Raw genomic sequence first — 24,745 nt, forward strand, 5'->3', positions numbered from 1 at the left:
AGAACGTGAAGAGCAGCATCGGGTGCGGAGTCTTTGACGCTGCCTTCTGTGTGCCGGGTTGTCCCGCCCGAACGGGCGCCAGTGGTGGGGGATCAGCGCGATGCCGTGAGGGGCGTAGAGCACGGTCCAGGCCATGGATCGGCCGGGCAGGCCGAAAATCGACGCTCGGACGCCGAAGACCCATCCGAGCGGAATGAGCATCAGGTGGTCGCTGGGACGCGACTCGCACCGGAGTGCGTGGCGATCACGCCCTCACGTAGTGGGCGGCGAGGGGGTCACATTCGAACGAATACGCCTGGCCTCTACAACCTTCTGTGGGAGTGGTGAGTCTTTGCAGCGCAAAGACCATTCCCTCTGGGGGTATTTTCTGTGAAGTTGTCCCGGATCGCCGCGGCTGTGACCACTGCTGCTCTGGCTCCGGCCGTCCTCCTCGCGTCGCCGGCGTTCGCCGACGGAACCGAGACCGCCGCATCCACCAACCCACCGGCTCCGACCGCACCCGACCACGAGGCCGCGGACGCGTCCGGCGAGGCTCAGGCGGAGCAGGACCGCAAGACCATCCTCGCGATCATCGCCGACCCGATGGCAAGCGGGTACATGAAGGAAGCCGGCCACAAGGCCATCGCCGACGGCCCCGCGGCCATGCGCACGTTCATCGAGACCGACCAGCACCGCATCCGTCTCGACGACTACCGGATCGCCATCACCAGGCTCCTGAACCAGGCAGGCCCCGGCCTGGAGGAAGGAATCAAGGACCTCCTCCGGGCCGACGGGCTGACCCTGGCAGACCTCCGGAAGTTCTACGAGGTCACCCAGCACGAGCTCCGTGACGACGACAACAAAGTCGAGATCGCCCGCCTGACCAACACCGCCGGTCCCGCAGTGAAGGAAGCCGCGAAGAAGGCCCTCCTGGGTACTCCGGCGGACCGCTCCGCGTTCCTGGAGAAGGGCCGCCACGTTGCGCAGGCCGAGGACGACCTGGTCGAGCTCGCCCGGATCGACGAGAGCTGGGACGGCCCCATCCTCAGCGAGGAGATCCGCAAGCTCCTGAACGGCTCCCCGACCCCTGCCGAGCTGCGCCACTTCCTGGAGGTGACGCAGCACGACCTGCGGGACCAGGACAACCGCGTCGCGATCGCCCAGATCATCAGCGGGGGTGGCCCGGAGCTGGTCAAGGCCGGCCGCGCCGCTCTGGCGGGCACCCCCGCCGACCGCGCCGCGTTCCTGCTCACCGGCCAGCACGAAGCCCGGGAGAAGGACAAGAAGGCCCAGCAGGAGAACGACAGGAACGACGGTACGAACGACGGCAAGAGCGACGACGGGCAGGGCGGGGACGGCTCCGGAACCGGCGCCGGGAACGACACCGGCACGGGCAACGGAACCACCCCCGGCACCGGCAACACCGCTGTGACCCCGCAGGGCGGCAGCGGCTCTGCGCTGGCCTCCACCGGCGCAGGCGACACGGCCCTGATCGCGGGAGGCGCGGGCACCGCACTCGTGGCCGGCGCGGGCTTCCTGCTTGCCGCGAGGATGCGCCGTCAGGGCTCCGGCTCCTGACCGGTCCCGGACCTGCCGTAGTAGGGGCCGGCCGCGTCACGTACGTGGTCGGCCCCGCTACGCCTCCTCGCGGCGTCAGACCATGAGCAGCAGCCGCGCCTGCGGCACCAGCTTCCGATTCAGGCCAGTGCTCTGCACGAAGGTCGTGCGGTCGTCGTTGTGGTCCGGCTTGAGGCTTGACCCGGACCTGCTTGTTCGGCAGGCCGAGCAGGGTGCGGGCCTCCGGCCCCGTGCGTACCCGGTCCGACTGGGCTGGGCCAAGGAGGGCCGGGTGGTGCCGCCCTGACCTGGTGTCTGGTCGACCCGCGCCCACAGCTGCTGCTTGCGGTGTCCCACCGACATACCCAGCGCCGGGCGGAGCGTCGTACGCCGGCTCAGGGCTCGGCGGTTCCCTTGCGGAACGCCATGTTGTCGGTGTACGGGATCGTAGCCACGTTCGGCTCTTGGCATGATGCCGGGATGGATTCGATACCTCCTGTGGTCCCAGCCGGCAGCATGGGTCGCGCCGAACAGCCCGTCTTCTGCCTCGCCGGCGGCTTCCACCTGCGTCCTTGGCAGCAGGAGGACGCCGAGGTGCTGGTCCGCTCCTGCCACGACGTGGACATCCAGAAGTGGAACAGGCCTGGATACCTTGCGCTGGACGAGGCTCGAGAGAAGATCGCACGGTGGGGCCAACGCTGGCGGAATGAAGCAGCTGCGATCTGGGCGATAGCGCCTTCCGTCAGCGCCGAGCCTGTGGGTCTGATCGGACTCGCGGATATCGACCTCGGTGGAGGCAGCGCTGAAATCCTGTACTGGCTCCTCCCCGAGGGTCGTGACCACGGTGCCGTGGTCGACGCGACCGTCCACATCAGCCGGTGGGCCCTGGACGATCTGGGGCTGCACCGAGTCCGGATCACTCACTCGGTGGCGAACCAGGCGTCCTGCAGAGTGGCTGTGAAGGCCGGATTTCCCCTCGAGGGGACCATGCGGAGTGCCCTTCTTCATGCCGATGGGTGGCACGACGAACACCTGCATGCCCGCATCCAAGGCGATCACTGAGCGTTTTCAGCTTCGCCGCTCCAGGGTGACGCCGCGGCCCTCGCTTGAGTCCTGGAAGCTCCGAGGCTGGGGCAGCCGGGCGCGGTGGGTTGTCTGTGAAATGTCGCGGGCGGTCACTTCGCTGAGGGGCCGGCCCTGCGCTTCGGGGCGGAAGATGATCGTGGGGCGGGATGGAACGCATGCTCGAAGTACCATCCCTGCAAGCTTCTCCGGCCGGTACTTCCCAACCTCCGCAGTGGCGTAGTCGGACGGAGACATCCCTGTAGAGAGGACAGAGGGCAGAGGGCGATGAGTGTGGCTGAGAGTTGGTCGCGTGTGATGAGTCTTCTTCGGGAGCACGCGCCGGCCGATCACGCGGATCTGCCGGGGCCCGCTACGGAGCAGATGCTCGCGGCAGCCGAGGAACGGATGGGGATCTCCCTTCATGGGGACCTGCGGACGTGGCTGTTGCAGAACAATCTGGATCTGCCGGAGGAAGATTTCGACGACGGCGTGATGTGCTGCGGCTTCGACGGGTTTCCAGACGAGGGAAGCTTCTTTCTGGGCATCCGGGCGATGGAGAGGCTCTATGCAAACCGCTCCACGTCCTGTGGATTCGACCCTCCGGACCAGCCGGACTACCCGTTCTGGCGTAACGAGTGGATCCCGTTCCTGTCGGACCAGGACGGCTGGATGGGAAAGTTCATCGATGTGCGGGACGGGCGCGTCGGCAGCTGGTTCGTGGGTGACCCCACGGTCATGGGCGAGTACGAATCGATGGCCCAGTATTTCGACTCCGTAGCGGAGACGCTGACGAGGATCGCCGATGGAAGCTCCCCGGTCTGTCGGTTCACCGAAGGTCGACTTGTCTGGTCGTGAGACGGTTCCCAACTGGATGACGGTCATTGCCAATCCGTCCTCACCCTGGTACGGCACTGAGATTCATCAGCGTTGACGTTCCAGGGTGAGGATGGCTGCGGCGATGACGGTCATGCGGTTGGGGCTACAGCGGGCCCGGCGGAGGATCTGCCAGGACTTGAGTCGCGCGATGCTTCGTTCGACCGGTGCTCGTGCCGCTGACAGGGCTCGGTTGATCGTCCGCTGGGTTGTGGTGAGGTCCCGGTTCGGAAGCCGTCTGATCGGTGTGGTCACCCAGGGGCCGGCGCCGATGTAGGCGCGGTCGGCTAGGACGGGAACGCCCTGGCGTTCGCAGATCCGGATGATGCGGTGTGTGCGGGCCGCGGTCAGGTCATGGGTGCGGCCGGGCAGCGCGGGTGAGATCCACAGCAGCTTGCCGGTGGGATCGGCCACGACCTGCACGTTCACGCCGTGACGGCGGTGCTTCTGGGAGAAGTCGGCCCGGCTGTCGCCGACCCGGTCGCACTCGGCGAGCGTCCCGTCGAGCAGGACGTGATCAGGATCGGCTTCCCGCAGGACACGCAGCAGGCCGGGTGCGCGACCGGACAGGTGCTCGACGACGGCCTTGACGTAGGCGTGGGCGGTGCCGACGGATGTGCCGAAGCCAGCGGCGATCTGTGCGAGCGTGTCGTGCCGACGAAGGTAGACCAGGCCGACGAGGGCGCGCTGGTGGGGCGGCAGCTTGCAGCGTCGGTCACCCTCACGGGTGACGATGAGCATGGATCCCACTCGACCAGAGCGTGAGGCAGGTCGAGTGCGGCAGGATGGGCAACCAACAGGGCTCCTGTGCCGATGGGTTGAGACTTCGAACACCTCCCTCAACGGCGCGGGAGCCCTGTGCGTTGTGGTCCTCATCCTGACTCGGCCAGGGTCACTCGATCAGTGGCCACTCTGAAAGAGCTCACTGACCGGGAAATGGCGGACCGCAGGCAGGTTGCGGATTCTTGAGCTGTCCGCCACTTCAAGGATGACCCGGGAGTCAGGGACTTGTGGTGGCCGTGTCGTTGAGGGCCGTGATGTGGTCTCGAGGCGGTAGCTGGGGTTGTTGATGGCGGTAGCCAGAACCTCTTCACTGGTCGTCCGGGCGAGAGCGCGGTTGCTGCGTGGTCCGGAGCCCGCGGGAAAGTTCTCTCCGGGAAGCTGTCACATCTTTGTGGTGCGGTCCGTCAGTGGTGTGAAGACGGCAATCAGGTCGCTATGAAGGAGAGACAGTCGTGACGGACAAGAAGTCGATCTCGCGGATGCCCAACCCCGGTGAGTTCGTTCCCGAGTTGAGTGAAGTCAGTGCCGCTCTGTTCCGGGCGACGGGTAACCAGTCGGTGCCGCGTACCACGGTGAACCTGGTGCACCTGCGTGCCGGGCAGATCGTCCACAACACGTATCTGACCATTCTGAACACCGGTTTCCTGCGGAAGGCGGGGGAGTCGGAGGAGCGCATCACGGCTGTTTCGTCCTGGCAGGATGCCCCGTACTTCACCGACGCGGAGCGTGCCGCGCTCGCTCTGGTGGAGGCCACTCTCCAGCCTGCTCAGCATGGCCGGGAGCGGGTTTCGGACGAGTTGTATGCCGAGGTGGCAAGGCATTACGACGAGAAGGCGCTGGCCACCTTGACGATCGCGATCGGCCAGATCAACTTCTTCATCGCCCTGGCCGTCATCGGCAAGCCGCAGCCGGTCACCTCCCTTGCGGCCCAGCAGTGGGACTGACCTGACCTGACCTGACCTGACCTGACCCACCCGCCGACGCCGCGCCCGCCGGCGATGGGTCAGGTCACGCGAGCTGCAGTTCCGGGGGCGTTCCCGTTCCCGTACCCGGTCGTGGACACGCTCATGGCTTGGGCGCCCTCTGGGAGCGCAGATGATCTTGCAGAGATTCCGGCCAGTGAGGATTTCTCAACGAAATTGATCTCGTGAGGTGACTCGGCCCGGGATCCCGCGAGCCGCGATGAGTCCTGCGGCGTCCGACGGTCATACTGTCGAACCCGTCCCCGAGGAGGACTTCAGATGCGCAGCGTGACCTATTCGATGAGCGTCTCACTCGACGGTTACATCGTGGGGCCGGACGGCGAATTCGACTGGGGAACCCCCGACGAGGAGGTCTTTCGCTTCTGGATCGACGACATTCGACAGGTCGGCGTCCATCTGTTGGGGCGACGGCTGTACGAGACGATGCTGTACTGGGAGACCGCCGATCAGGATCCAACGCTCGACGACTCAATGCGCGAGTGGACCGAGCTCTGGAAGCCGCTACCAAAGGTGGTGTTCTCCACCACGCTGTCGGCAGTGCAGGGCAATGCCCGCCTGACCTCCGGCGGCCTGGCGGAGGAGATCGAACGGTTGCGAGCCGAGCCGGGGGAGGGCGAGATCGCGATCGGCGGCGCGACTCTCGCCGCCGAGGCGGCCGCGTCGGGCCTGATCGACGAGTACCGGGCCATGGTCTATCCGGTGCTGGTCGGCGGCGGCACCCCGTTCTTCCCCCAGCACGAGCGCCGGGTGGATCTCGAACTCCTCGAGACCCGCACCTTCAACTCGAGAGTCGTCTACCTCCGCTACCGCGTGGCGCGTTGACCGGCGCAGGGGCCAGCACCGCAGAACGGGCCCCAGTCGGCGAGGCGGACGACCATGCTCTCGGACGCTCTCGCGGGAGGCTGACCACCCAGCTCCACCTCGCCGCGGACAGTCTCTGCCGCCCCACTGGCCTTCGTCATCACGCCCGGCAGGCAGGTAACGCACCAGCGTTCCCCGAGGTCATGGCCCGCTTACGGGTGCCCCGGCCCAGGACCACACTGGACATGATCCTGGCCGACAAGGCCTACTCGTCCCGCGCGATCCGCTCGTATCTGCGCCAGCGCGGAATCCGGGCCGTGATCCCACAGCCCGCCGACCAGGCCGCCAACCGCAACGCCTCGGCAGCCGCGACGGCAGCTACCGCCTTCGACCGCGATGCCTACAAGCAACGCAACCGCAACACGGTCGAGCGCTGCATCAACAAGCTCAAGCAGTGGCGCGGCCTGGCCACCCGGTACGACAAGAGCGCCACCAGCTACCCCGCCGGACTCCACCTCGCCGCCATCTTCATCTGGTCAGCGAGATGATCCGAAAGAGGCGCCCAGCGATGCACGGTCGCAGCGACTTGCTGAGTCGTCGAACCGCACGACGAGGCGCACGCTGTCGTCACCGTGCTGTGCTGCGCGTGCCTAAGGGCTGTCCCGTAAATGATCTCCGGGCTAGCTGAGGTGTGGCTGGCCGCGGGCCGGGATGGTTGCCTATCCGGCGAGGGCGAGGTTGTGGAGGCGGGCGATGCCGAGCATGGCGTGGTGGACTCCGTCGCCTTTGAGGCGGCAGTCGCGGAGGATCTTCCAGGTCTTCATGCGGGCGAAGACGTGCTCGACGCGGGCGCGGATCTGCTTGTGGGACTTGTTGTCCGCCTCTTTCCAGTCGGGCAGGTCTTCGCCCTTGCGGCGTCGGTGGGGCATGACGAGTCCGGTGCCCGGGTAGCCGCCGTCGGCGATCGTCATGGTCCGGCCGACGGCGGCTTTGGCGCCGGATTCCTCCCAGGCCTTGCAGTCGTTGCGGTTCCCGGCGAGTGGCCGGCCGACCACGACGACCAGGCGGGTATCGGCGTCGATGACGACCTGGTGGTTGGTGGAGTACCTGTAGTTCTTCGACTGTGCGGCGATGCTGTGGTCCCGGGTCGGGACCAGGGTGCCGTCCACGATGAGCACGGTGTCCTTGGCGAACCGCTTGCGGGGCTGGAGCGCGAGCATCGGCCCGAGGTGGTCGATGATCCGGTCCGCCGCCGACTTGGACACCCCGAACAGCGGGGCGAGCTGCCGCATGGTCAGGTTCGTGCGCCAGTAGGCCGCGACCAACAGGGCCCGGTCCTCCAGCGAAAGACTCCACGGCCGGCCCCTGCGGACCGAGTCCGCCCCCTCGCGCCGCAGCACCGTCACCAGCTTCCCGAACTGCCGCGGGCTCAGCCCGGTAAACGGGGATATCCAAGACGGCTCCGACGCCGTGATCACACCAGCCACAGCACGGAAATCAGGCGACCGGGCCTGGCGCAGCGTCCAGGATGACCCCATGAACCAAGACCTTGTGACGTTCCTCCACGCACGGCTGAACGAGGAGGCCGACCTGGCCCGACGCTGCGACGGTGACGACTGCGGGGAGTGGACCGCTCACGGGCACACCGTCGGCTTCTGCCAGGCAGAACTCTCCGGCTTCCACCCCACGATCGCCCTGCACGTCGCGCTGCACGACCCGGCTCGCGTCCTGCGGGAGGTTGAAGCCAAGCGACGCGTGCTCGCCCGCCATGCACTCAGTCCTGCCACCGGAGACCCCGAACTGCCGTGGGACAACCGCGATGACTGCCAGTACGACGGCGAGACCTGGCCATGCGACGACCTGCTCGACCTGGCGTCACCTTACGGCGATCACCCTGACTACCCCGTCACCCCTGAGACGTAGATCATTTTATGGGACAACCCTTAGGGCGTGTTGCGAAAGTGGCTGAAGATGCAGGGTTTGTTCAAAGACTGCGGATGGCCTCGACCAGGTCGGATCCATAGGAGGCCCAGCAGATCACCGAGCCGTCATCGTCAAGCTGCCCCATGAACCACTCACCGTCGTCCCTCACGAGGCACAACTCGTGGAACGCAAGAATCACATCGGGCCGGAGCGGCTCGTAGTCGCCCTGACCGGCCGCTTCGACGACTACGAGCCGATCGAGGGAGAGCGGGACGGCGCTTGGGTCTCCGGAAAGAGCGCGCACGCGCTCAATCGTCCATCCGGCCGGGAGTCCTGAGTTCACCGACGCATGGTCCCAGCAGGACGCCTCTCACAGCCACTCGTTAAGGGCCGCGACCAGCACGGTCGCCTCGTACCGGACGGCGAGCTTGTCGTAGCGCGTGGCGACAGCGCGATGTCTCTTGAGGCGGTTGATGCCGCACTCGACCGCATGGCGCTGGCGGTAGTCGACCGGGTCGAAATGTGGCGGCCGGCCGCCACGGGAGCCAAGCTTCTTCCGGTTGCGCGCCGGGTCGGCCTTGTCTGGGATGGTGCAGCGGATCCCGCGTCGGCGCAGGTAGGCGCGATTCTTGAGGGAGGCGTACGCCTTGTCGGCCCGCACGCGGTCGGGGCGGATGCGTGGTCGACCCGGCCCGATGCGGGGCACTCGGACCTTCTCCAGCACGGGTTCGAACTGCGGCGAGTCGCCGCGCTGCCCTGCCGTGACCACGATGGACATGGGCTTCTGCCCCTGCCCGACGGCCAAATGAAGCTTGGTCGTGAACCCGCCCCGCGACCTCCCCAATCCGTGATCACGGGGCTCGGTAAAGATGCCGCCCGGTGGTTCCTTCTGCAGGTGGCCCTGCTTGCGGGCCCCGGCCGCGTGCTGATGGGCGCGGCACACCGTGGAGTCGACGCTCAGGTCCCATGTGATCGCACCCTTCGCGTCGGCCAGGGACTGGAGCCGGGTGAGGACCTGGTGCCAGGTGCCGTTCCGCTGCCACTGGCGGAACAGGTCGTAGACCCGGCCCCACGGCCCGCACTCCGACGGCACGTCCCGCCACGGAACACCGGTCCGGACCCGGAACCGTATGCCGTCGATCAGTCGCCGCCGGGACCAGACGGACGGCCTGCCCGCCTTCATCCCCTTCGGCAGCAACGGCTCCAGCACTGCCCACTGTTCATCGATGAGATCACCCCGGCCCATGAACCTTGATCATTCACGGCTCAAGATCCACTTTCGACACACGGCCTAGCGGCCCATCCCGTAGACCTTCTGTGTCGGGGCGGGACGGGTCCGGGAGAGCTTTGCTGCCGTGCCGCGGGCCGTTTCGAAGGCCATGACCGGGTTTCCGTCCTTGCGCCAGGGTTCGGCGCCGCACCACGGTCCGATCAGGCGGAACTGCTCCAGGGCGGGCGAGTACATCATCGACCGGAGCATGTAGTGGGCCAGTAGGTGGCGCAGGGCCGGCAGGCGCTCGTCGTCGGGCGCGACTCGGTCGAACGAGGCGGCGATCTGCTTCAGCAGGTTCCACGTCATGGGCGTGACGGGCAGCGCGGCGGCGGCGGGCCGGTCGGTGAGCTCGTTCAGCGCGTGCAGGTAGATACCGGCGAGCGGGCTGCCGGGCGGGGCCTTGCGGACCGCCTGGCGGGCGAACCGCATCATCCGCCGGTCGCTGCCGAACCACTTGGCGCACCAGTACTGGAGGGCCTGCCAGTGTCCCTCGTAGTGGTGGGGCGCGCGGGCGATGAGTCCTTCCCAGAGCGGCTTGAACTGCGCACGGCCGTACTGAGCTCCGCGCGCTGCCGTGACCATCACGACCCACGGGCCCGGGTTCGCGGGGTCGAGCAGCGCGGCCCGCCGCGCCTCCTCGATCGCGGCCGGGAGCATGGCACGGAAGCGGTTCATGTCAGAGGTCATGACCTCGTCGGCGAACCCGCTGCCCCGGATCTCCCAGGCGCGGTGGACCATCATGGTCGCGTGGAGGGTGGCCGCGTCGCAGTTGCCGGGTTCGGCGACGCGCCAGGCATCGAGCCAGGCGTCGTCCTCCTGGGCGACCTGCTGCAGGAGCTCCAGCCGGGACCAGCGCTCGTCCCAGTCCTCGCCCGCCGCCTGCACGTACCGCTCGGCGGACTTCCAGTTCCCTTCCCACGCAGCGTTGGCCACGGCCTGCCGCTCCTCCGTCCGATGCGCCGGTGGGGGCGGTCCGGGGCGCCGCGAGTCGAGCCCCTCACGGGGCGGAAGCCCGTACGCGGATGCCACGAAGTGCTCTCCGACCCAGCGGACGACACGACGGGGGGTGATGAGAAGGCGGTAGAGCACGACGAGGAACACGCCGAGTGCGGCGGTGAAGAAGATTGTCACGGCGGGAAATCATTCCCGAACCAATCACTCTCCGCAATAGTCCAGGCCAACGATAAGGCGAGGTCAGGGCCGGGGTCAGGGTGACACCCCTTGGTCGGCTCGGGGACTCGTAACCGTCAGCAAGCGAAGCCGGGCACGGATGCGAACCCGGGCACGGGCGCGGGACCGGGCTCGGACGCGAACCCGGGCTCGGACGCGAACCCGGGCTCGGACGCGAACCCGGGCACGGACGCGGGACCGGGCGCTGGACTGTGGAACTTCCGCGATCCCGACCACGGTTGACGACGGACCCGGCCTTCCTCGAGGGGTGGTTCACCTTGACCGAACCCCCGGCTTGGAAGGTCTGGTCGTCAAAGGCCTGGGACAGACGTACCTGCCGGGCGTCCGTGGCTGGTGTGTGACTGCGCCGACAACGACTATTCGACTCGGCGGCTCCAACGCAGCCTTGCCCTGGGCCTCGTCCTCTGCCAGTAGCCCTTCTCCAGCGGCCACGACGTCCCTTGCGGGGGGCGATCCGATCGTGTTTGGGGCCGGCCGGCGTTCGGTGGTCCCGGGGCTCCGGACACGCTTCATCATCGCGGACGCGTTGATCAACTGGAGCTGCTCGACTTCCAACGCCTCGCACTGCCGCTGCCGCTTGGATACTTGGAGGGTCCGGCGTCTCTGCGCCGGCGAAACGCCGCCTCGGAGCGGTGAGTGGCGAACGGGCCTACGGTGGCGGCATGAATCCTGCGATGGTGTTCGGTGAAGACCTCTTCCCCGCTGATCAGCCCTGGGACGTGGTGTTTGACTCCTTGTGGGTGTCACACAGCGAGTTCTGGCTTGTCGCCGACAGCGGGCATGGTGCTGACATCGTGAGCGCCATTCCTGAAGGCGATTCGGTTGAGGGCGGCGGGGACGCGGTCGGCGTTCCCACGCTCAGTTCTGCAGCGCATGTCGGCGTCGTGCTGTCGGTCTGGGAAGGCCCGGCGCCCGACGGCGCAGGCACGCTGCTGGGAACTTCGCGGATCGAAGCGCCTGACAGAGAAGTCACTCTCGTCAATGTGGAGGGAAGGGAGCCCGGGCCCGTGTTGGTGCTGCCAGACGGCGGCGAGCACGAGGTGAGGGTCTGGCGGCGCTCCGAGGGCCCGGAGCGGTACGACATTCGAATATGGCCGTGCCCCACCCGCGTGGGGTGAGGCACGGGGCGAAGGTTCAGCCTCACGAGCCAGAGGTTCCCGGCCAACCGGGGGAGTCGGTGGAGCGGTGCGAGCAGTTGGCGGAGATCGATCCTTCCTGGGCCCCGGCCTGGCCGGTGGTACGAGCCGTATCTGCCCTGAGGCGCCGGGGGCCCCACGACTCCACGCGCAGACTTTCGGCCTGGCACTGCTCGAGGTCCGGGGGCAGGCGACGGCGCGGGCGTTCTCCATCCAGATACTGACCTCGTGGCCCTTTTTTGCGGCCCTTGTGGTTGGGGTCGAGCCGGGGCCGCGCGGCGCCGTGCAACGGGGCTGGCCGGCGTCCAAGAGCGGCCGCCTGCGTACAGCACCGCTGGGGTCCGGGTTAGGGCGACGACGGCGGCCTGGACGGCTGAGGACCCGGCCGGATGACGATCCCGAACGTCGATGTCGGAGGGGTCTGTCACCCTGACGCCATGATCGTGGAGTACGAGGAAATGCTGGCCGGCCTGGACGAGGTGGACTGGGCGGGGCTGAATCACGCCTACGGGTCGGCCGAGGACGTCCCGGGCCGGATACGCGCCGTGTGCGGGGACGACGAGACGGCCCGGGAGGACGCCTTCCTCGGGCTGTTCAACCACCTGGCTCATCAGGGCACGCGCTGCCAGGCCTCTCCGTTCGCGGTGCCGTTCCTCGCCCGGATCGCCCTCGCCGGCCGGGCGCCGGCCCGTGAGCGTGTACTGGACCTTCTGACCAGGCTGGCGGTGAGCTGGGACGATGAGCTCGAGATCCTCGACGGGGCCGATGTCGCTGTCTGGCGCTCGGAGGCAGCCGAGCGCACCCCGGAGAAGCTGCTGCCCTGGTACGACGAGCAGCTGGCCGTCGAGCACGACGAAGAGCGACGCCGCAATCTGGCCGGAATGCGGGAGTGGCTGACGGCCGGCAACCCGGTCGACGCCCGGGACGCGACGATGCGTTCGTACGACGCCGTCCTCGCCGAACTCCCTGGCCTGCTCGGCCTCCTCGGCGACGCCGACCCTCGGATACGGACCCGGGCGGCCTATCTCCTTGCCTGGTTTCCCGAGGCCGCCGAGACGACGCTTCCGCTGCTGCTCGCCCTCGCCTCACGCGAGCCCGATCCCGTCGCCACGGCCACCGCCCTCGTCGCTGTGGGCATCGTCGGAACGCCTGCGCTGTCAGAGGAGTTCGCCTCCTACCTGGAGGCCGAGGACAGCCTCGTACGCTGGGCGGCTGCCGTCGCGATCGCCCACCTGGCCGGCAGGACCGGTGCGACTCCCGGCACCGCGCTGCTCGACCGCGCCGTCGCCGAACTCGCCGCGGCCGCCTCGACACCCACGCCCGTGCCTGCCACCGACTTCGGCCAGGGCGACTTCCACCGCCACACCGCCGAGACCCTGCTCGCCCTGCCCGCTCCTGTCCCGAGCGCCGTCGTGGTCACGTGTCTCCCACGCATCGCGCCCCACAACAGGACTTACGTCGCAAGGACGGTCCTACCCGAGGTGTTCCCCGTCCCGCTACCCGAGCCTCTGCCCCCGTACGCCGATCTCAGCCGCCCCCAGCAACAACTCCTCCATACGGTCGCCGACCTGGAAGAAGGCCACTGGAACACCGCCGACATCGGTATACGACTCGCTCCCCAAGGGCTCCCCGACACCCACGACGCCCTGCGCGCCTACGTCGGGCTTCCCCCGCTCCCGGCGCGTTGCGGCTGCGATCACGCGCGGACCTGACTCGGCCTCCGCGACGCACCCCAGTTCGTGAAGACCGCGCCGATTGCGAGTTCGAGCGCACCGAGGAGGCCTGCTCTCGCCCCTACGGGACTCCGCCAGGCGCCACCGACATGCCCCGACGAGTTGGCCGGCGGCTGGTGAACCGCCAAGAGCCAGGGACGAGCCGCAGTTTGAGGTCATGGGTCAACGGCAGGTCGAGAGTCTCTTCTCGATCCCTGGCGAGCCGCTGGACGGCTCGGATTCGAGCAGATCCTTCGAAGTGTTGCGAGGACCATGCGGGCACGAGCTCGGCATCGCTTTCACGGTTGCGCGTCGGACTGGAAAGAGGCCGAGTGCTGACCGAGATCATTCTCGCGAACAGGACTGTGCACTGAGGCTGGTATCGCATCTGTCCGGTGGGCTACGTTGTGTGGCGATGACTACCGGGACGGCATTGCGCCACACACTGATTGGTGACCCGGCGCTCCTCTGAGCGCCGTACGGGCCGGTGTTGGCCTGTTGTTGGAACGAGGATCTGGCGCTGCTGCGCGGGCTCCGCCTCCTGTCGTGTTGATCCAGCTCGACACGTCAACCACGACAGGAGAAGACATGCCCACCAAGATGTTGCACATTCCCACCGCGGACGGCCAGGCCGACGCCTTAGCCGCATTCCCCGATCGCGGCGAGCGGCACCCAGGGGTGCTGATGTACGCGGACGGCTTCGGCATCCGGCCCGTGCTGCGGGAGATGGCCCGCGAGTTGGCCGGGCACGGCTACTACGTACTCGTCCCCAACCTCTTCTACCGGCACGGCCCCGCACCGGTGATCGAACTTCCCGAGTACATCGGAGAAGAAGTCCGGCCCGCGGTCTTCGCCCAGCTGATGCCCTTGATCGAGGCGCACACCCCCGAACGTGCCCTGAGCGACGCCGACGCCTACCTCAGGTTCCTCACCGCCCAGCCCGAGGTCGGCGCCGGACCAGTGGCGGTGACCGGCTACTGCATAGGCGGCCTCCTGGCGATGCGCACCGCCGCGGCCCACCCCGGCCACGTGGCCGCCGTCGCCGCATTCCACGCTCCCGTGGGCGTCGACGGGCCCGACAGCCTCTCCAAGATCACGGCCCAGATCCATCTCGGCCATGCCGAGGGAGACTTGACGCCCGAAGCCCTCGGTGAGCTCAACCAAGCCCTGGACGCCGCGGGTGTCGGCTACACCTCCGAGATCTACCCCGGCACCGCCCACGGCTTCACCATGTCCGACACCGACGCCTTCAACCCCGCTGCGCTGCAGCGCCATTGGGGCCATCTGCTGCCCCTCCTCGACCGTACCTTGGCCAACAACTGAGGCTCCGGCCCGGAAACCAAACCTGGAGTTTGGCTCCGGAGTGATAGCGATGTTTCGAAGCCGGTGTGAGGCGGGTGCAGCCCGCCTCACACCGGCCGGCAGGGACGAACACGGACTTCGCCGCTCACCCCCGCCCCGTCGACACAGCCACCACCGTCGGCGCGCCCCGAGGCCCGGGACGAGGAGTACCTTGCCTCGTCGGGGTGGCCGGCCGTGGTGACGGCGACAGCTCGGTTGGCGCAGGTGCTGGGGAAGCCGGACCCAGAGGCGGGGTACCCGGGTCGGCTCCGGCCAGGCTCCGGCCAGCCGAAGGCACGGGAGATGTGTGCAGATCGGGTTCGCCGCCTCCCGTTCGCGCGGTGTTCAGGGTTCCTGTGTGCCCTTGTACATGGCTGAGATGAGTTCCGCGTAGCCGTGCTCGACCACGGGTCTCTTGATCTTCAAGCTGGCAGACGCACCCCGAGATGACGCTCGGCATCCTCGACAGCTACGTCGGTCAGCGGCTCCTGAACCCCATACAGGCCCTCGCCCCAGAACGTCGCCTTGACCTCATCGAACCGAGTCACGCGCGCATCCTATGGCCCCTCCAGCACCACAGGCCGGAGCTCATCGAACTACTGGCCGACATCGCATTTCATCGACTCATGGCCGACACAGGCCGCGAGTGACGTCCAAACTCATGGACAAACGACTCCCGCAACCGGTTCTGGCACAGATCTCGGGGAGCCGTCACGGAGTGTGACGAGATGCCGCGCCCTCCTGACGCCACGACCGGTTAGGGTCAACAGCATGGCTTCTTTTGCCCCTGACGCCGGGCCAGACCTCGATTTCCGCCTCGTGCAGAACACTTTTGTCACGCTCTTCTGGCGCCGGAGTCTGCTGGAGGAGTGCACAGCATGGCTGGACGAGCACGGCTACCAAGTCACAAGTCTGGACGCGGCCGCCTGGTCATCGGAGGGAGACCTCCTCAGAGGGGTCGGCGCCGCACTAGACTTCCCCGACTACTACGGACGCAGCTTTGACGCGTTCAACGACTGCTTCGGTGATGTCGCCTCGTACGCCGCTTACGGGATCGCCCCGGAGGCCACCGGCCTGGTCCTGGTCTTCACCGACTTCGATGTCTTCGCCGCAGCACATCCGGAGAGCGCGCAGGTCATCCTGGACATCGTCGCCGACAACGCCCGCCGGGCCGCGTTGTTCGGCCGCCGCGTGATGTGTCTGGTCCAAAGCTCCGATCCACAGATCAAGTTCGCACCGGTCGGGGCCATGCCCATCATGTGGAACGACGCTGAACAATCCAACGCCAGCCGGCGGGTGGGCTGACCCACGTTGCTTCACTCCGGCGCAGGGGCTTGAGGGAGCACCCCTCGACTCTGGTCGCGCTGGGTGATCACGAGATGTTGACCAGGGCCACCCGGACTGGCTGCTGTAACAGACCAGCACCGTTGCGAGGGGTTATTGGAGCAGGATCATCTTGCGGAGCAGTTCGAATCCGGCTCTGCCGTAGAGCTGCCGCTTGGTCTTCTTGATGCGGTCGATGGCTGTGGCCAGAAGAGCGCGTCGCAGGCGGCCTTCGATGTGCGGCAGTGGTTGTCCGGCCCAGGGGTCGGCCGAGGTGGGTTCGAGGAACCAGGAGTCGACGGTCGCCGGGTCGAGCAGCGCCTCGAGGATCAGGTGCTTGGCCTTGTCCTTGCATCCTGGGGACAGCGCTGCGCAGGCACGGATGGCGGGGTCAGGGTCGGTGAGCCAACTGGCGGTGTCCTCCCCCCAGGCGCCGATGTTCAAGACCGCGGCAGCGCGTTCACGCCGGTCGGCGCTGTCGGAGAGCAGCCGACGCATTATCTGGGTGGTCTCCGGGATTCGATCGGCAAGGTCGGGAGACTGAAGTAGTGCGGTGGTGGCGCCGAGGGCGGCCTCCCGGACCGTGGAGTCGGTGGTCAGGAGGTGTGGGAGGACGGCGTCGCTGATCAGGCTGCGGACAGCGCGGACCGCATCGGTGTCCCGCGGATCGTTGCCGTCGTCCTTGCCGGTCGTCAGCACTCTTGCCCTGCTTCGCGATCACGGCCCCCACCGACACGCGTGGACCCGCTTCGGCTACACCCGCCCCACCCCGATCACCGGCGCCTTCAGTTATCGCAACCCCCTGGCCGACTACCACGCTCGTACGGTCGACCGCCGGGCCGCGGCTGACCAGCAACAGCACGCTCACAGGCCTCGTGTGCGCATTCGAGTCGGCATCATCCGACAGATGGCGTGCTCAGTACGGGCTGTTGCTCAGGGGGTACTGAAGTCCTTCGTGTCCGGGTACGTCACGTGAGTGCAGCCGCGCCGCTTCGTGATGTCGTCGACGTACGCGCGGAACAGGACCGACAGCGTCTGGGGGCCGAGCACGTTGTCATAGGTGTAGCTGGAGCTGAGGGTGTGCAGGGCGGGCTTGCCGCCGCATACGGAGGAGGCCCACCACGCGCCGCTTTCGTGTCCGGCCGTTCCCGCTGTGATGACCTTGTCCTCGCCGCGAAGGCCTTCGTATCCCACCGTGTGCGCCTCCGCGTCGAAGTAGGAGGCGGTGCGCAGCCACCACGGCGAGTGAGTGAGCGCGCTGCGTGCGGAACCGTGTTGGTCTTCGGGCAAGCCGTCGTCGATACGGCCCACCTGGTCGGGGCTGACCGCCAGAAGGCAGCTTTCGGTGGGGGACGCCAGGGCAGGTGTCGCGAGGGCACGGTCGGGCAGCCGGCCTTGCCCCTGCTCCTGGACGTGTCGAGCAAACCAGCGGCATGAACCGTCCGTCGCCTGCGCAGGGCGGAGGTCAGAAGGTACGGACGGCAACTGGTGGTCAGGCAGGGCCGGCAGCCGGCTCTGGCAACCGATCCGGTCGGTGAGCGCCTCGGTGGCCGAGCGGGCGATGTGGGCGAGGCGCTCACGGTCCGCTGCGGAGACGTCGTCGTAGTCGGCGCGGGCCGTGACGTTCAGCAGCTTCGGGGACGTCGCGCGGCTGCCGGGGCCGCACTCGGCGCGAATGGTGGTGTACCAGTCTCCGTACCGGCCCAGGGCGCCATCGCCGATGGGTCGTGGTTCGGGGCGCCGATCGGCGACAGCGGTGACATCGGATTTCTGACTGCCGAGACTGTCGCGAAACGGCTCGAGATCGTTGTCGTCACCGATCCAGTACAACGGCTTGGAAGGGTTGCTGACTCGCACCGTCAAGGTGAACAGGCCGGTGGTCTTGCCGGGACCAGGCACCTTGGAGATGGTGCAGGAACCGGGCAGCTCGTCCACATCGAGCCTGAACTTGTCGTAGTCGCTGGCTTTTGCCCGGACCATCCCGCCCTGCAGGTCCATCACCGCTGCCCCGGACACAAGCCGATCGCACGCCGCGCTGATGTCGCGCTCACTGGAAGCGCGGTCCCGGATGTCATCGAACGTCAACCAGCCCGCGTACAGACTCAGCCCGATCCCGCCATACGCCGTCCACTGCCACAGCCTGATCCACCCAGCGCGCATCGCGCACTCCCCTCGGAACCCGTCCGGCGCGATCACTGCCGCCTGGGAACCGAGCGTAGTTGCCCGGGCTCAAGCAAACGGAGTCAAGGTGCCGACCCGCAATGCCGCGACATGCCGGGACGTGTAACACGTCATGTCCGGGGCCGGGGGTGACTGAGCGCGCCCACACGCCACGGATACCCCGTCATCTGCCGGAACGCCCGCGCCGCAACTGAACTGCTCACTGGCGCCAACTCACGTGCACAAGTGCCAACCGAGCCGCACGGCCGCATCTGGTGTGACGGAGTGCTTCAGGAACCGTCCGGCCGATCAAGCTCGGGAGAGCGACCACACCCGTGATCGGCCCACTCGACGAGCAGGTCGGCAAGGCTGGCCAGAGGCGTGGTCATGGGCCAGGGGAGGTGCTCTTCGCGTCCCTTCCAGGTCAGATGCACGACGGCCCAGGGGAAGGGCCCGTCGGTCACGGCGAAAAGGACACCGTCACAACCTTCACATCGCGCAGCCGCCACGAGCTGTGCACCATGCAGCAGATGCCCTGGAGGAAGCTCGCGACGCAGCTCCTCCTCCACGCCCGACATGCTGGTGTCAGGTACCCACCAGGGTGCGGGGAGCTGTGATGGGTCACTGGGTGTGAGAGGCATGGAGACATCCTGGCAGAGCGAATCGGCGGGGCGGCAGGGCCCTGGATCGCCCGGACACTCCCTGGAGCGCTCACTCACACCGCCATCGCTCGTGTGACTGAGCCCTGTAGATGACCAGCTCGGCCAACGATGTGTTCACCGCCCGCCGCTGAGGGATCCGGCTCGGCTTCCGAGTGGTGCCTCATAGGCCAGAGCCGGGTGCGGTGAGGCTCGCCACGGTGCGGAACAGTTCCCGCCCCGCCTCCACGCTTGCCTCCCACAGCACCCCGACATCGCCGGATACCGACAGAAGCTGCAGCCGTTCTTCCTCGCTTCTGAAAGCAGCGCCTCCCACGTTCTGATCCAACATCCCCATCGCGGTGAGAGCCGCGTGACCACAACACACCGCGTCGTCCGCGCTCCCGGAGCCGTTGGCCAGCAAGGCGTGGCGCAGGACGAGAGCGGCGAAGAAGGCGTACGTGCCGGCGACATCGGAGATCCCCTCGTCGCTCGGCCGAAGCTCGGGGAACTGCTCGAGCACACGAACGCGATCGGAGGCGTCGGCGAGCGGGCGGTCGGCGGACCAGAGGTCGCGTCCGGTCCCCACGTACAGATCCAGGTCGGCTTCGCGGCCTACCGCGCCGGCCCGCAACCCCACGAACAGCGGCGCCATCCGCTCGACGCAGGCTGCCACATACAGACGGATCGTCTCGCCTCCCGCGCAGCGCAGAGTCTCTGCGACGGCGTCCTCCACCAGACTTCTCACCGTTTCCCCTCCCTCTCAACCACCCCTCGAAAGACATCTTCGCAGGCCACAAGTGTTGGGCGACGCTGACGATGAGTACGAACGCGACAGTCTGGTTGTCGACGGGGCAAGGTGGAACGACCCCGGCGTTCGTCAGGACCGCGGGGGTCGTCGTATACGCCGTGTCGTCTGCGCCGTCACTCTGTCGCGCGTGTCTCGGTGATGGAGATGCGAGTGGAGGAGTCGTGGACGCTGCCCGGCTCGTCGGTGAAGACAGTGATGAGGAACTGCCTGGCGATGTTGTTGACCGAGCGGGGCAGGCCGGGGCTGGTGCGATGGATCAGGCGTCCCGGCCGGGCCCCAGGCACCAGGCCGCGAGGTAGGACCAGGACGTCGGCTGGTTCAGTCCTCGTCCGGCACCGCGACCGCTCCGTCCCGGCCGTGCATATGGCCGAAGATCGGGTTGGCGGCGGAGATGTCCCGCTCCATGATGTCGGCCTCCCCAGTGAGGCCTTCCGCTCGGAGGGTGCGGATCACGTCGTGGGCGACCGCGGCCTCGTTCCATTCGTACGAACCGGACCTGTAGACCTCGAGCGCGGCGTCGAAGTCGGCATGGGCCTCCGGGAACCGGCCCAGTTCGCGGTAGGCCACGCCGCGCAGGTGACGTGCCATGGCGCCCGCGTAGGCATCGCCGGCTGCGGCGCAGGCATCCACGGCGTGTGTGAGCGGTGCCTCGGCCTCCTGGGGACGCCCGGCACGCAGGTGCAGCCAGCCGACGTCCCGCTGGGTGTGCGCCACCCACATCTCGTTGCCGAGCTGCTCGAACAGCGCGATCGCCTCGCGGGCGGTGGCGGCGGCGTCATCAAGCTGGCCCATGCCGGCGAGGACGCGGATACGGGCGTTGTTCACGCGGCCGACCCACAGCCGCTCGCCCATCGGTCCGAAGATGCCCTCCGCCCGGCTGTAGCAGTCGAGTGCCTTCTGGCGCTCTCCGAGAAGCCGGTAGATCCTGCCGAGGGCGTACTCGGTGGCGCCTTCCCAGCGGCGGTCGCCGAGAAGCCTGAAGCCGTCCCTGGCCGACTCGAGCAGCGGGGCCGCCTCCGACGGACGTCGGAGATAGCCCAGTGTCTCAGCCAGGGTTCGCCGCAGCCGTGCCTGAGCCCTCAGGTCGCCCGCCTGTTCGGCGATGCGTAGAGCCTCCCGTTGGCTCTGCTCGCCCAGCTCCGGTTTGCCACTCCAGCGCTGCAGCTCGCCCAGTAGTTCGAGGGAACCGAGGGTGTGCCAGGAGTCGTCGGCCGCGCGGAGCCGATCCACCGCGATCGTCATGCGGTCGAGGGCGGTGCGGTAGTCGCCTTTCACGGTGTGCGCCCGGGCGACGACCATCGCGTCCCGGGCCCATGCGGCCCGGTCCCCGGAGTTCGCCACTGCATCGTCGTTGTTTGAGGCCAGGAGCGACAGCACTCTCTCCGGGTCGCCTTCGGCCAGGGCAGCCCTCGCGCGTGCCCTGCAAAGACTGGCCAGCACCCGCGACCGCGTTTCCCCCGGAGCGTTGAAGAGCCAGTCGGCGGAGTTCGGGGCCAGTGTGATGTCGTCGAGGAAGTAGGACAGCGCCTCTCCGATCTCTGCCGCCACCGTGTTCAGCCCAAGGTTTCGTGCACGGTCGATCGCCCAGCGGAGACGGTCCTGCTCTCCGGCGACCCACTCGGCGGCCGTCGTCGGCGAGTCACGGAGGTCCGGCACGCGCCCGGGGTCGACCTCGGCGCGCAGTTCCGGGGCGCGCTGAGCCGCCCAGTGGACAACGGCGTCCCGGTAGGCCCGGACCAGGCGTTCCTCCAGAGCGTTCCGTTCCTCCGGCGGCAGCTCTTCGTACTGGCGGGCGGCGAAGACACGGATCAGATCGTGAATCCGGTAACTGCCTTCGGAGTTGCCGCCCCCTTCCCCGTCCAGCGTCTCCATCATCGCGACCTCGACCAGTTCGTCGCCGGCCGCGGGACCGGCCCCGGGGGTGGCCGCGAGCCGGGCGAAGTGCCAGTCCGTCAACCGGCCTGCGGGCAAGGAGGCGAGCATGGCGAACGAGGAGCGAGTGGTCGGCGTGAGGCCCTGGAAGCTGAAGATGAGGCAGGCGTTCAGGCTGCGGTTCTCGAACTTCAGGTGGTCCAGGCGGCTTCTCTCGTCCTCCAGAAGCGCGCGCATGCGGCCAAGACTGGAACCGGAGCGCTGCTTCAGCTTGCAGCCGACCAGGCGCAGGGCAAGCGGGAGGTTGCCGCAGAAGCGGACGATGTCCATCGCCGCCTCCATCTCGGCGGCAATGCGTTCCTGCCCCGCGTAGTGGGAGAGCACGGCAAGTGCGTTCTGGTCGTCCGGCAGATGTACCGGGACGGGCTCCCGCTGCGTGATGCTGTTGAGGGAGAGCGCCCGCCGGGAGGTGATCAGTACCGAGCACCCGGCGCCGGTGGGCAGCAGAGGCTCGATCTGGTCAGTACTGTGCGCGTTGTCCAGGAGGACGAACAGTCGCCGGCCGGCGCTGAGTGTCCGGAACATCGCCGCCCGCTCGTCGACGGAGTCCGGCATGTCCTCCCGCGCCACATGCAGGCTGCGGAGCATGTGGCCGAGGGCGTCCGCGCTGCTTTTCGGAGTCGCCTTGTCACCGTGGAGGTCGAGGTAGATCTGGCCGTCCGGGTAGGCGTCCTTCACCTCGTGCGCGGCGTTGGACGCCAGGGCCGTCTTTCCCACGCCGGGCTGACCATGTACGACGACGAGCTTCGACTGGCTCTCGGCGCTGCTCGAAGGGAGCGTGCGGTTGCCGGGCGCGGGCACGTCTCGGAAATAGACGCGTAAACCGTCCAGGGCCGTGGTGTCGCCCACCAGCACTTCCCTCGGGGGAAGTTCGCGGGGCGGCAGCGCCTGTGGCACCGCCTCCTGGGCAGGCGCCGAGTCCTCAGCACGGTTGCCTCTGAGTGTCCCGTACGCGCCCAGGCCGGCCGCGACCAGGGCCGCCCCTCCGCAGACAGCCCAGGCGGTGCGGCCATTGAAGACGTCGAAGATGATGTCGCCGGTGAGTCCCAGCCCGGCGACCACACCGGTCGCAGCGGCCACCAGCAAGGTGTTACGCCGTGCGGCGACTTGTCCCGACACGCAGCCTCCCCCGAGTTTCGCCGGTGCCCGATCGTATCGGTTCCGGGTGGATCTTGGCAGGTGCGGGAACCGATCCGCCGGGACGCAAGAGACCCCACTGTCCGACCCCTTCTCATCCCCTTCGGCTTGCTCGACTCGCCCTTGTCGTTCAGCCGGGTGGGGTTCGTGTGCCTGCCTGGATGGATTCGGCGCGTTCGATGGTCCTGCAACATCGCGGCACCCGACTCGATGCTTGTTCCCCGTGACAGAGGCCGTCCGAAGACAGGGTTCACTCGCGGGTCCGGGGACAGCTCCGCACCCCACCTGATCGACGCCGACTACGGCGCCGTGCGCGTCGCCGCCGCAGGGCAGGGCAGCCGGCAACATTGCCGCCGTGTACGCCAACTCCGGCGATGCCGGCGACTCCGACTGCGGCGGCTGCCAGACAGCGTTGGCGCGCGCCGGCGCGGGCGGGTCGATCCCCTGTAGCAAGTCGCGTTGCTGATACGCCGGCTGCGGCTGCGGCTGCGGCTGCGGCTGCGACTTCGACAAGTACCGCCGTCTCTCGTGGAAATGCGGCGTCAAACCCGTGATCGACTGCCACGGTGTCGCGCACGGCTTCGCCCTCGGCCAGGTGCGCTGCGTGTCGAGCGTACCTTCGAGGCGCGGGCGTTGAGGCTAGTGTGTTGCGCTGTCGGTGGGCGTTGATCCTTGGGGGGACCAATGGGCGCAGCAGTATGCCTGTAGAGAACCAGGGAGACATCAACCTCTGTCTCTTCATCGAGCCGTACTGCGAGGACTACTGGATGAAGCCGGGGGAGGCGCTCACGGTCCGTTCCGAGGCGGAGGGGATCGACGTCTGGTTCGACACCTACATCTCGAAGGGCTGCGTCACCGTGTGGCTCTACGAGGACGGTGACCCATACAAGATCGTGGGCGACTACGCGGTCGTCGATGCTAACGGCAGTCGCCTGGCTTCCGGACATCAAAGACCCCGTGGCCAGCATTGGTCGGCAGCCGGGCCCATCATCGACTGACGCTGAAGCAGTTACGGGACAGCCCTCACAGCATGTTGCAGGACTGATCCGACGTCGATTCACGCCGTGATCGGGACTGGCTGGTGCCTTTACCTGCTTCTCTGCCAGCTGTCGACACCCGTCGATCGGGCCTGAGCCCGAACTGAGGCAGGGGTTCGGCTGTCCCGCACTCACACCGGCCACGGCGGAGGTGACTCCGAACCTGATGGGCATCATCTCCGGTCGCCAGGCGGCAAGGTGTACGCGCACTCATACGACCCATCCCCTCACAATCGAGGGCGTGGTGACACTCTGCGGCCGCTCCCCAAGATCTGTGCCAGAACCGAGATTCGTGAACGCGGGATGCCGGCTTCTGGACCGCTGGTACGGGAAACACCTAGGCACTGTCAGAGGCAGCGGTCATGATGACGATCATGACAGACGGAACGACCTGGCTTGCCGCTCCTCAATCCGTGGCCTTCGGGGGCTACCACGTGGTGCTCGCTAGTGGACTCAGCGCGCATGAGCTCGCTGAACGCCTTGCGGCGACCCTGGTGTACGACACGGAGCACATGATCGTGTCGGTCGGGGAGCAGACGGGAACCTCGCTCCTGGATCTCATGGACGACAACTACGGCGATTCCCTGGACGGCATCGGCCTGCGCCTCGGCCGCGCGGGGGACTGGACGTACGCAGTCGCGTACGGCGGCTGGCAGGGCGAGTTCGGCCCGCTGGCTCCGGTCTCGCGCGGCGGCGCGCACGTCTGCCTCCTGGAATATGAAGAGCAGAACGGCAAGCCGGTCCCGCCCCAGTTCGAGTACTTCCACGACGGCGAACTGCTGAGCGGCTGCAACCTGCATCTGGACAGCTCGTGGGGCTACCAGGGGGTCGAAGGCGCCCCCGTGACAGCCGCTCGAATGCAGGAGCGGCTGACGGCCGCTGGGCTCCCGGACCCGGAGCGGGACCAAAGAGAGGTGCACCGCGCCGCGCTGGGTGTCGTCGAGGAGTTCTTCGGGCTCTCCCTGCCGAAAGACGCGATCGTGACTGGGACGCTGCCGGCCGTCCTGCTGGAACCGGCGTGATCCGCAGCCCGCCAGCGGCCTGCCGGCACGGGCTTCCAAGATCCTTTGTCAGACAGGTCTAGGGTGCT

At 67.7% G+C, this 24,745-nt stretch carries 24 protein-coding genes and 2 pseudogenes; 14 read left to right on the forward strand and 12 right to left on the reverse strand.

All coding sequences use genetic code 11. The features are described 5' to 3' along the window. Positions 1 to 396 precede the first annotated feature (396 nt). Positions 397 to 1,557 (forward strand): ALF repeat-containing protein, encoded by a 1,161-nt coding sequence (locus ACZ561_RS34795; RefSeq protein ID WP_471003020.1) that lies wholly within the window; start codon positions 397 to 399, stop codon positions 1,555 to 1,557. A gap of 75 nt (positions 1,558 to 1,632) precedes the next feature. On the opposite strand, the pseudogene ACZ561_RS34800 reads toward ACZ561_RS34795, so the two are convergent. Continuing rightward, positions 1,633 to 1,807, reverse strand: a pseudogene (locus tag ACZ561_RS34800) (VWA domain-containing protein); the annotation flags it as partial. Between the two features lie 209 nt (positions 1,808 to 2,016). Here ACZ561_RS34800 and ACZ561_RS34805 point away from each other — a divergent pair. Next, complete coding sequence (locus tag ACZ561_RS34805; RefSeq protein WP_471003023.1) at positions 2,017 to 2,598, forward strand: GNAT family N-acetyltransferase; 582 nt, start codon at positions 2,017 to 2,019, stop codon at positions 2,596 to 2,598. Positions 2,599 to 2,916: 318 nt separating this feature from the next. Next, complete coding sequence (locus ACZ561_RS34810; RefSeq protein ID WP_471003373.1) at positions 2,917 to 3,456, forward strand: SMI1/KNR4 family protein; 540 nt, start codon at positions 2,917 to 2,919, stop codon at positions 3,454 to 3,456. Positions 3,457 to 3,522: 66 nt separating this feature from the next. On the opposite strand, the pseudogene ACZ561_RS34815 reads toward ACZ561_RS34810, so the two are convergent. Then, positions 3,523 to 4,271: pseudogene (locus tag ACZ561_RS34815) on the reverse strand (transposase). Between the two features lie 465 nt (positions 4,272 to 4,736). Here ACZ561_RS34815 and ACZ561_RS34820 point away from each other — a divergent pair. The 3 genes from ACZ561_RS34820 to ACZ561_RS34830 all read left to right on the forward strand — a co-directional run bounded on the left by ACZ561_RS34820 (position 4,737) and on the right by ACZ561_RS34830 (position 6,589). Continuing rightward, complete coding sequence (locus ACZ561_RS34820) at positions 4,737 to 5,201, forward strand: carboxymuconolactone decarboxylase family protein (protein ID WP_471003376.1); 465 nt, start codon at positions 4,737 to 4,739, stop codon at positions 5,199 to 5,201. A gap of 297 nt (positions 5,202 to 5,498) precedes the next feature. Next, on the forward strand, positions 5,499 to 6,062 hold the full coding sequence (locus tag ACZ561_RS34825) for a dihydrofolate reductase family protein (protein WP_471003026.1): 564 nt from the start codon (positions 5,499 to 5,501) through the stop codon (positions 6,060 to 6,062). Next, the gene (locus ACZ561_RS34830; RefSeq protein ID WP_471003029.1) at positions 6,059 to 6,589 is read left to right on the forward strand and encodes an IS5 family transposase; all 531 of its coding nucleotides are present in this window, start codon (positions 6,059 to 6,061) and stop codon (positions 6,587 to 6,589) included. The genes ACZ561_RS34825 and ACZ561_RS34830 overlap by 4 nt, the downstream gene beginning before the upstream one ends. A gap of 171 nt (positions 6,590 to 6,760) precedes the next feature. Here the strand turns inward: ACZ561_RS34830 and ACZ561_RS34835 are convergent, their stop codons facing one another. Continuing rightward, positions 6,761 to 7,528, reverse strand: coding sequence for a transposase (locus ACZ561_RS34835; RefSeq protein ID WP_471003032.1), 768 nt, complete (start codon positions 7,526 to 7,528; stop codon positions 6,761 to 6,763). Between the two features lie 49 nt (positions 7,529 to 7,577). Between ACZ561_RS34835 and ACZ561_RS34840 the strand changes: the two genes are divergently transcribed. Further along, entirely contained in the window at positions 7,578 to 7,964 is a 387-nt protein-coding gene (locus ACZ561_RS34840; RefSeq protein WP_471003035.1) for a DUF6221 family protein, read from the forward strand. Positions 7,965 to 8,145: 181 nt separating this feature from the next. Next, positions 8,146 to 8,301 carry a hypothetical protein gene (locus ACZ561_RS34845; RefSeq protein ID WP_366870508.1) on the forward strand — a complete coding sequence of 52 codons (156 nt, stop codon included), beginning with the start codon at positions 8,146 to 8,148 and terminating at the stop codon, positions 8,299 to 8,301. A gap of 33 nt (positions 8,302 to 8,334) precedes the next feature. Here ACZ561_RS34845 and ACZ561_RS34850 read toward each other — a convergent pair whose 3' ends face one another. Both ACZ561_RS34850 and ACZ561_RS34855 read right to left on the reverse strand, forming a co-directional pair. After that, positions 8,335 to 9,210, reverse strand: a complete 876-nt coding sequence (locus tag ACZ561_RS34850) for an IS5 family transposase (protein WP_471003039.1) — start codon at positions 9,208 to 9,210, stop codon at positions 8,335 to 8,337. A 45-nt stretch (positions 9,211 to 9,255) separates the two neighbouring features. Then, entirely contained in the window at positions 9,256 to 10,368 is a 1,113-nt protein-coding gene (locus ACZ561_RS34855) for a hypothetical protein (protein WP_471003042.1), read from the reverse strand. Positions 10,369 to 11,090: 722 nt separating this feature from the next. Here ACZ561_RS34855 and ACZ561_RS34860 point away from each other — a divergent pair. The 3 genes from ACZ561_RS34860 (at position 11,091) to ACZ561_RS34870 (ending at position 14,599) form a co-directional block, all read left to right on the forward strand. Continuing rightward, positions 11,091 to 11,546, forward strand: a complete 456-nt coding sequence (locus ACZ561_RS34860; protein ID WP_471003045.1) for a hypothetical protein — start codon at positions 11,091 to 11,093, stop codon at positions 11,544 to 11,546. Between the two features lie 407 nt (positions 11,547 to 11,953). Then, a complete protein-coding gene (locus ACZ561_RS34865) occupies positions 11,954 to 13,276 on the forward strand; it encodes a hypothetical protein (RefSeq protein WP_471003048.1) in 1,323 nt (440 codons plus the stop codon). A gap of 588 nt (positions 13,277 to 13,864) precedes the next feature. Then, on the forward strand, positions 13,865 to 14,599 hold the full coding sequence (locus ACZ561_RS34870) for a dienelactone hydrolase family protein (RefSeq protein WP_471003051.1): 735 nt from the start codon (positions 13,865 to 13,867) through the stop codon (positions 14,597 to 14,599). 440 nt (positions 14,600 to 15,039) lie between these two features. On the opposite strand, the gene ACZ561_RS34875 is transcribed toward ACZ561_RS34870, so the two are convergent. Then, the gene (locus ACZ561_RS34875; RefSeq protein WP_471003054.1) at positions 15,040 to 15,165 is read right to left on the reverse strand and encodes a hypothetical protein; all 126 of its coding nucleotides are present in this window, start codon (positions 15,163 to 15,165) and stop codon (positions 15,040 to 15,042) included. Positions 15,166 to 15,388: 223 nt separating this feature from the next. Here ACZ561_RS34875 and ACZ561_RS34880 point away from each other — a divergent pair, with 223 nt between their 5' ends. Further along, positions 15,389 to 15,922, forward strand: a complete 534-nt coding sequence (locus ACZ561_RS34880; RefSeq protein ID WP_471003056.1) for a barstar family protein — start codon at positions 15,389 to 15,391, stop codon at positions 15,920 to 15,922. A 132-nt stretch (positions 15,923 to 16,054) separates the two neighbouring features. Here the strand turns inward: ACZ561_RS34880 and ACZ561_RS34885 are convergent, their stop codons facing one another. From ACZ561_RS34885 to ACZ561_RS34910, 6 genes are all read right to left on the reverse strand, one after another. Continuing rightward, on the reverse strand, positions 16,055 to 16,639 hold the full coding sequence (locus tag ACZ561_RS34885) for a hypothetical protein (protein ID WP_471003059.1): 585 nt from the start codon (positions 16,637 to 16,639) through the stop codon (positions 16,055 to 16,057). A gap of 234 nt (positions 16,640 to 16,873) precedes the next feature. Further along, positions 16,874 to 18,100 carry a hypothetical protein gene (locus ACZ561_RS34890; RefSeq protein WP_471003062.1) on the reverse strand — a complete coding sequence of 409 codons (1,227 nt, stop codon included), beginning with the start codon at positions 18,098 to 18,100 and terminating at the stop codon, positions 16,874 to 16,876. Positions 18,101 to 18,390: 290 nt separating this feature from the next. After that, positions 18,391 to 18,669 carry a hypothetical protein gene (locus ACZ561_RS34895; RefSeq protein ID WP_471003064.1) on the reverse strand — a complete coding sequence of 93 codons (279 nt, stop codon included), beginning with the start codon at positions 18,667 to 18,669 and terminating at the stop codon, positions 18,391 to 18,393. 253 nt (positions 18,670 to 18,922) lie between these two features. After that, positions 18,923 to 19,486 (reverse strand): hypothetical protein, encoded by a 564-nt coding sequence (locus tag ACZ561_RS34900; RefSeq protein WP_471003067.1) that lies wholly within the window; start codon positions 19,484 to 19,486, stop codon positions 18,923 to 18,925. A 176-nt stretch (positions 19,487 to 19,662) separates the two neighbouring features. Beyond that, complete coding sequence (locus ACZ561_RS34905; protein WP_471003069.1) at positions 19,663 to 19,833, reverse strand: hypothetical protein; 171 nt, start codon at positions 19,831 to 19,833, stop codon at positions 19,663 to 19,665. A 34-nt stretch (positions 19,834 to 19,867) separates the two neighbouring features. Continuing rightward, positions 19,868 to 22,600 (reverse strand): tetratricopeptide repeat protein, encoded by a 2,733-nt coding sequence (locus ACZ561_RS34910; protein ID WP_471003072.1) that lies wholly within the window; start codon positions 22,598 to 22,600, stop codon positions 19,868 to 19,870. 716 nt (positions 22,601 to 23,316) lie between these two features. On the opposite strand from ACZ561_RS34910, the gene ACZ561_RS34915 reads away from it, so the two are divergent. Continuing rightward, the gene (locus ACZ561_RS34915; RefSeq protein WP_471003075.1) at positions 23,317 to 23,616 is read left to right on the forward strand and encodes a hypothetical protein; all 300 of its coding nucleotides are present in this window, start codon (positions 23,317 to 23,319) and stop codon (positions 23,614 to 23,616) included. A gap of 413 nt (positions 23,617 to 24,029) precedes the next feature. Next, positions 24,030 to 24,677: a DUF6461 domain-containing protein gene (locus ACZ561_RS34920; RefSeq protein ID WP_471003078.1), complete on the forward strand. Its 648-nt coding sequence runs from the start codon at positions 24,030 to 24,032 to the stop codon at positions 24,675 to 24,677. Positions 24,678 to 24,745 lie beyond the last annotated feature (68 nt).

The sequence above is a fragment of the Streptomyces sp. NPDC039609 genome, from assembly GCF_055596705.1.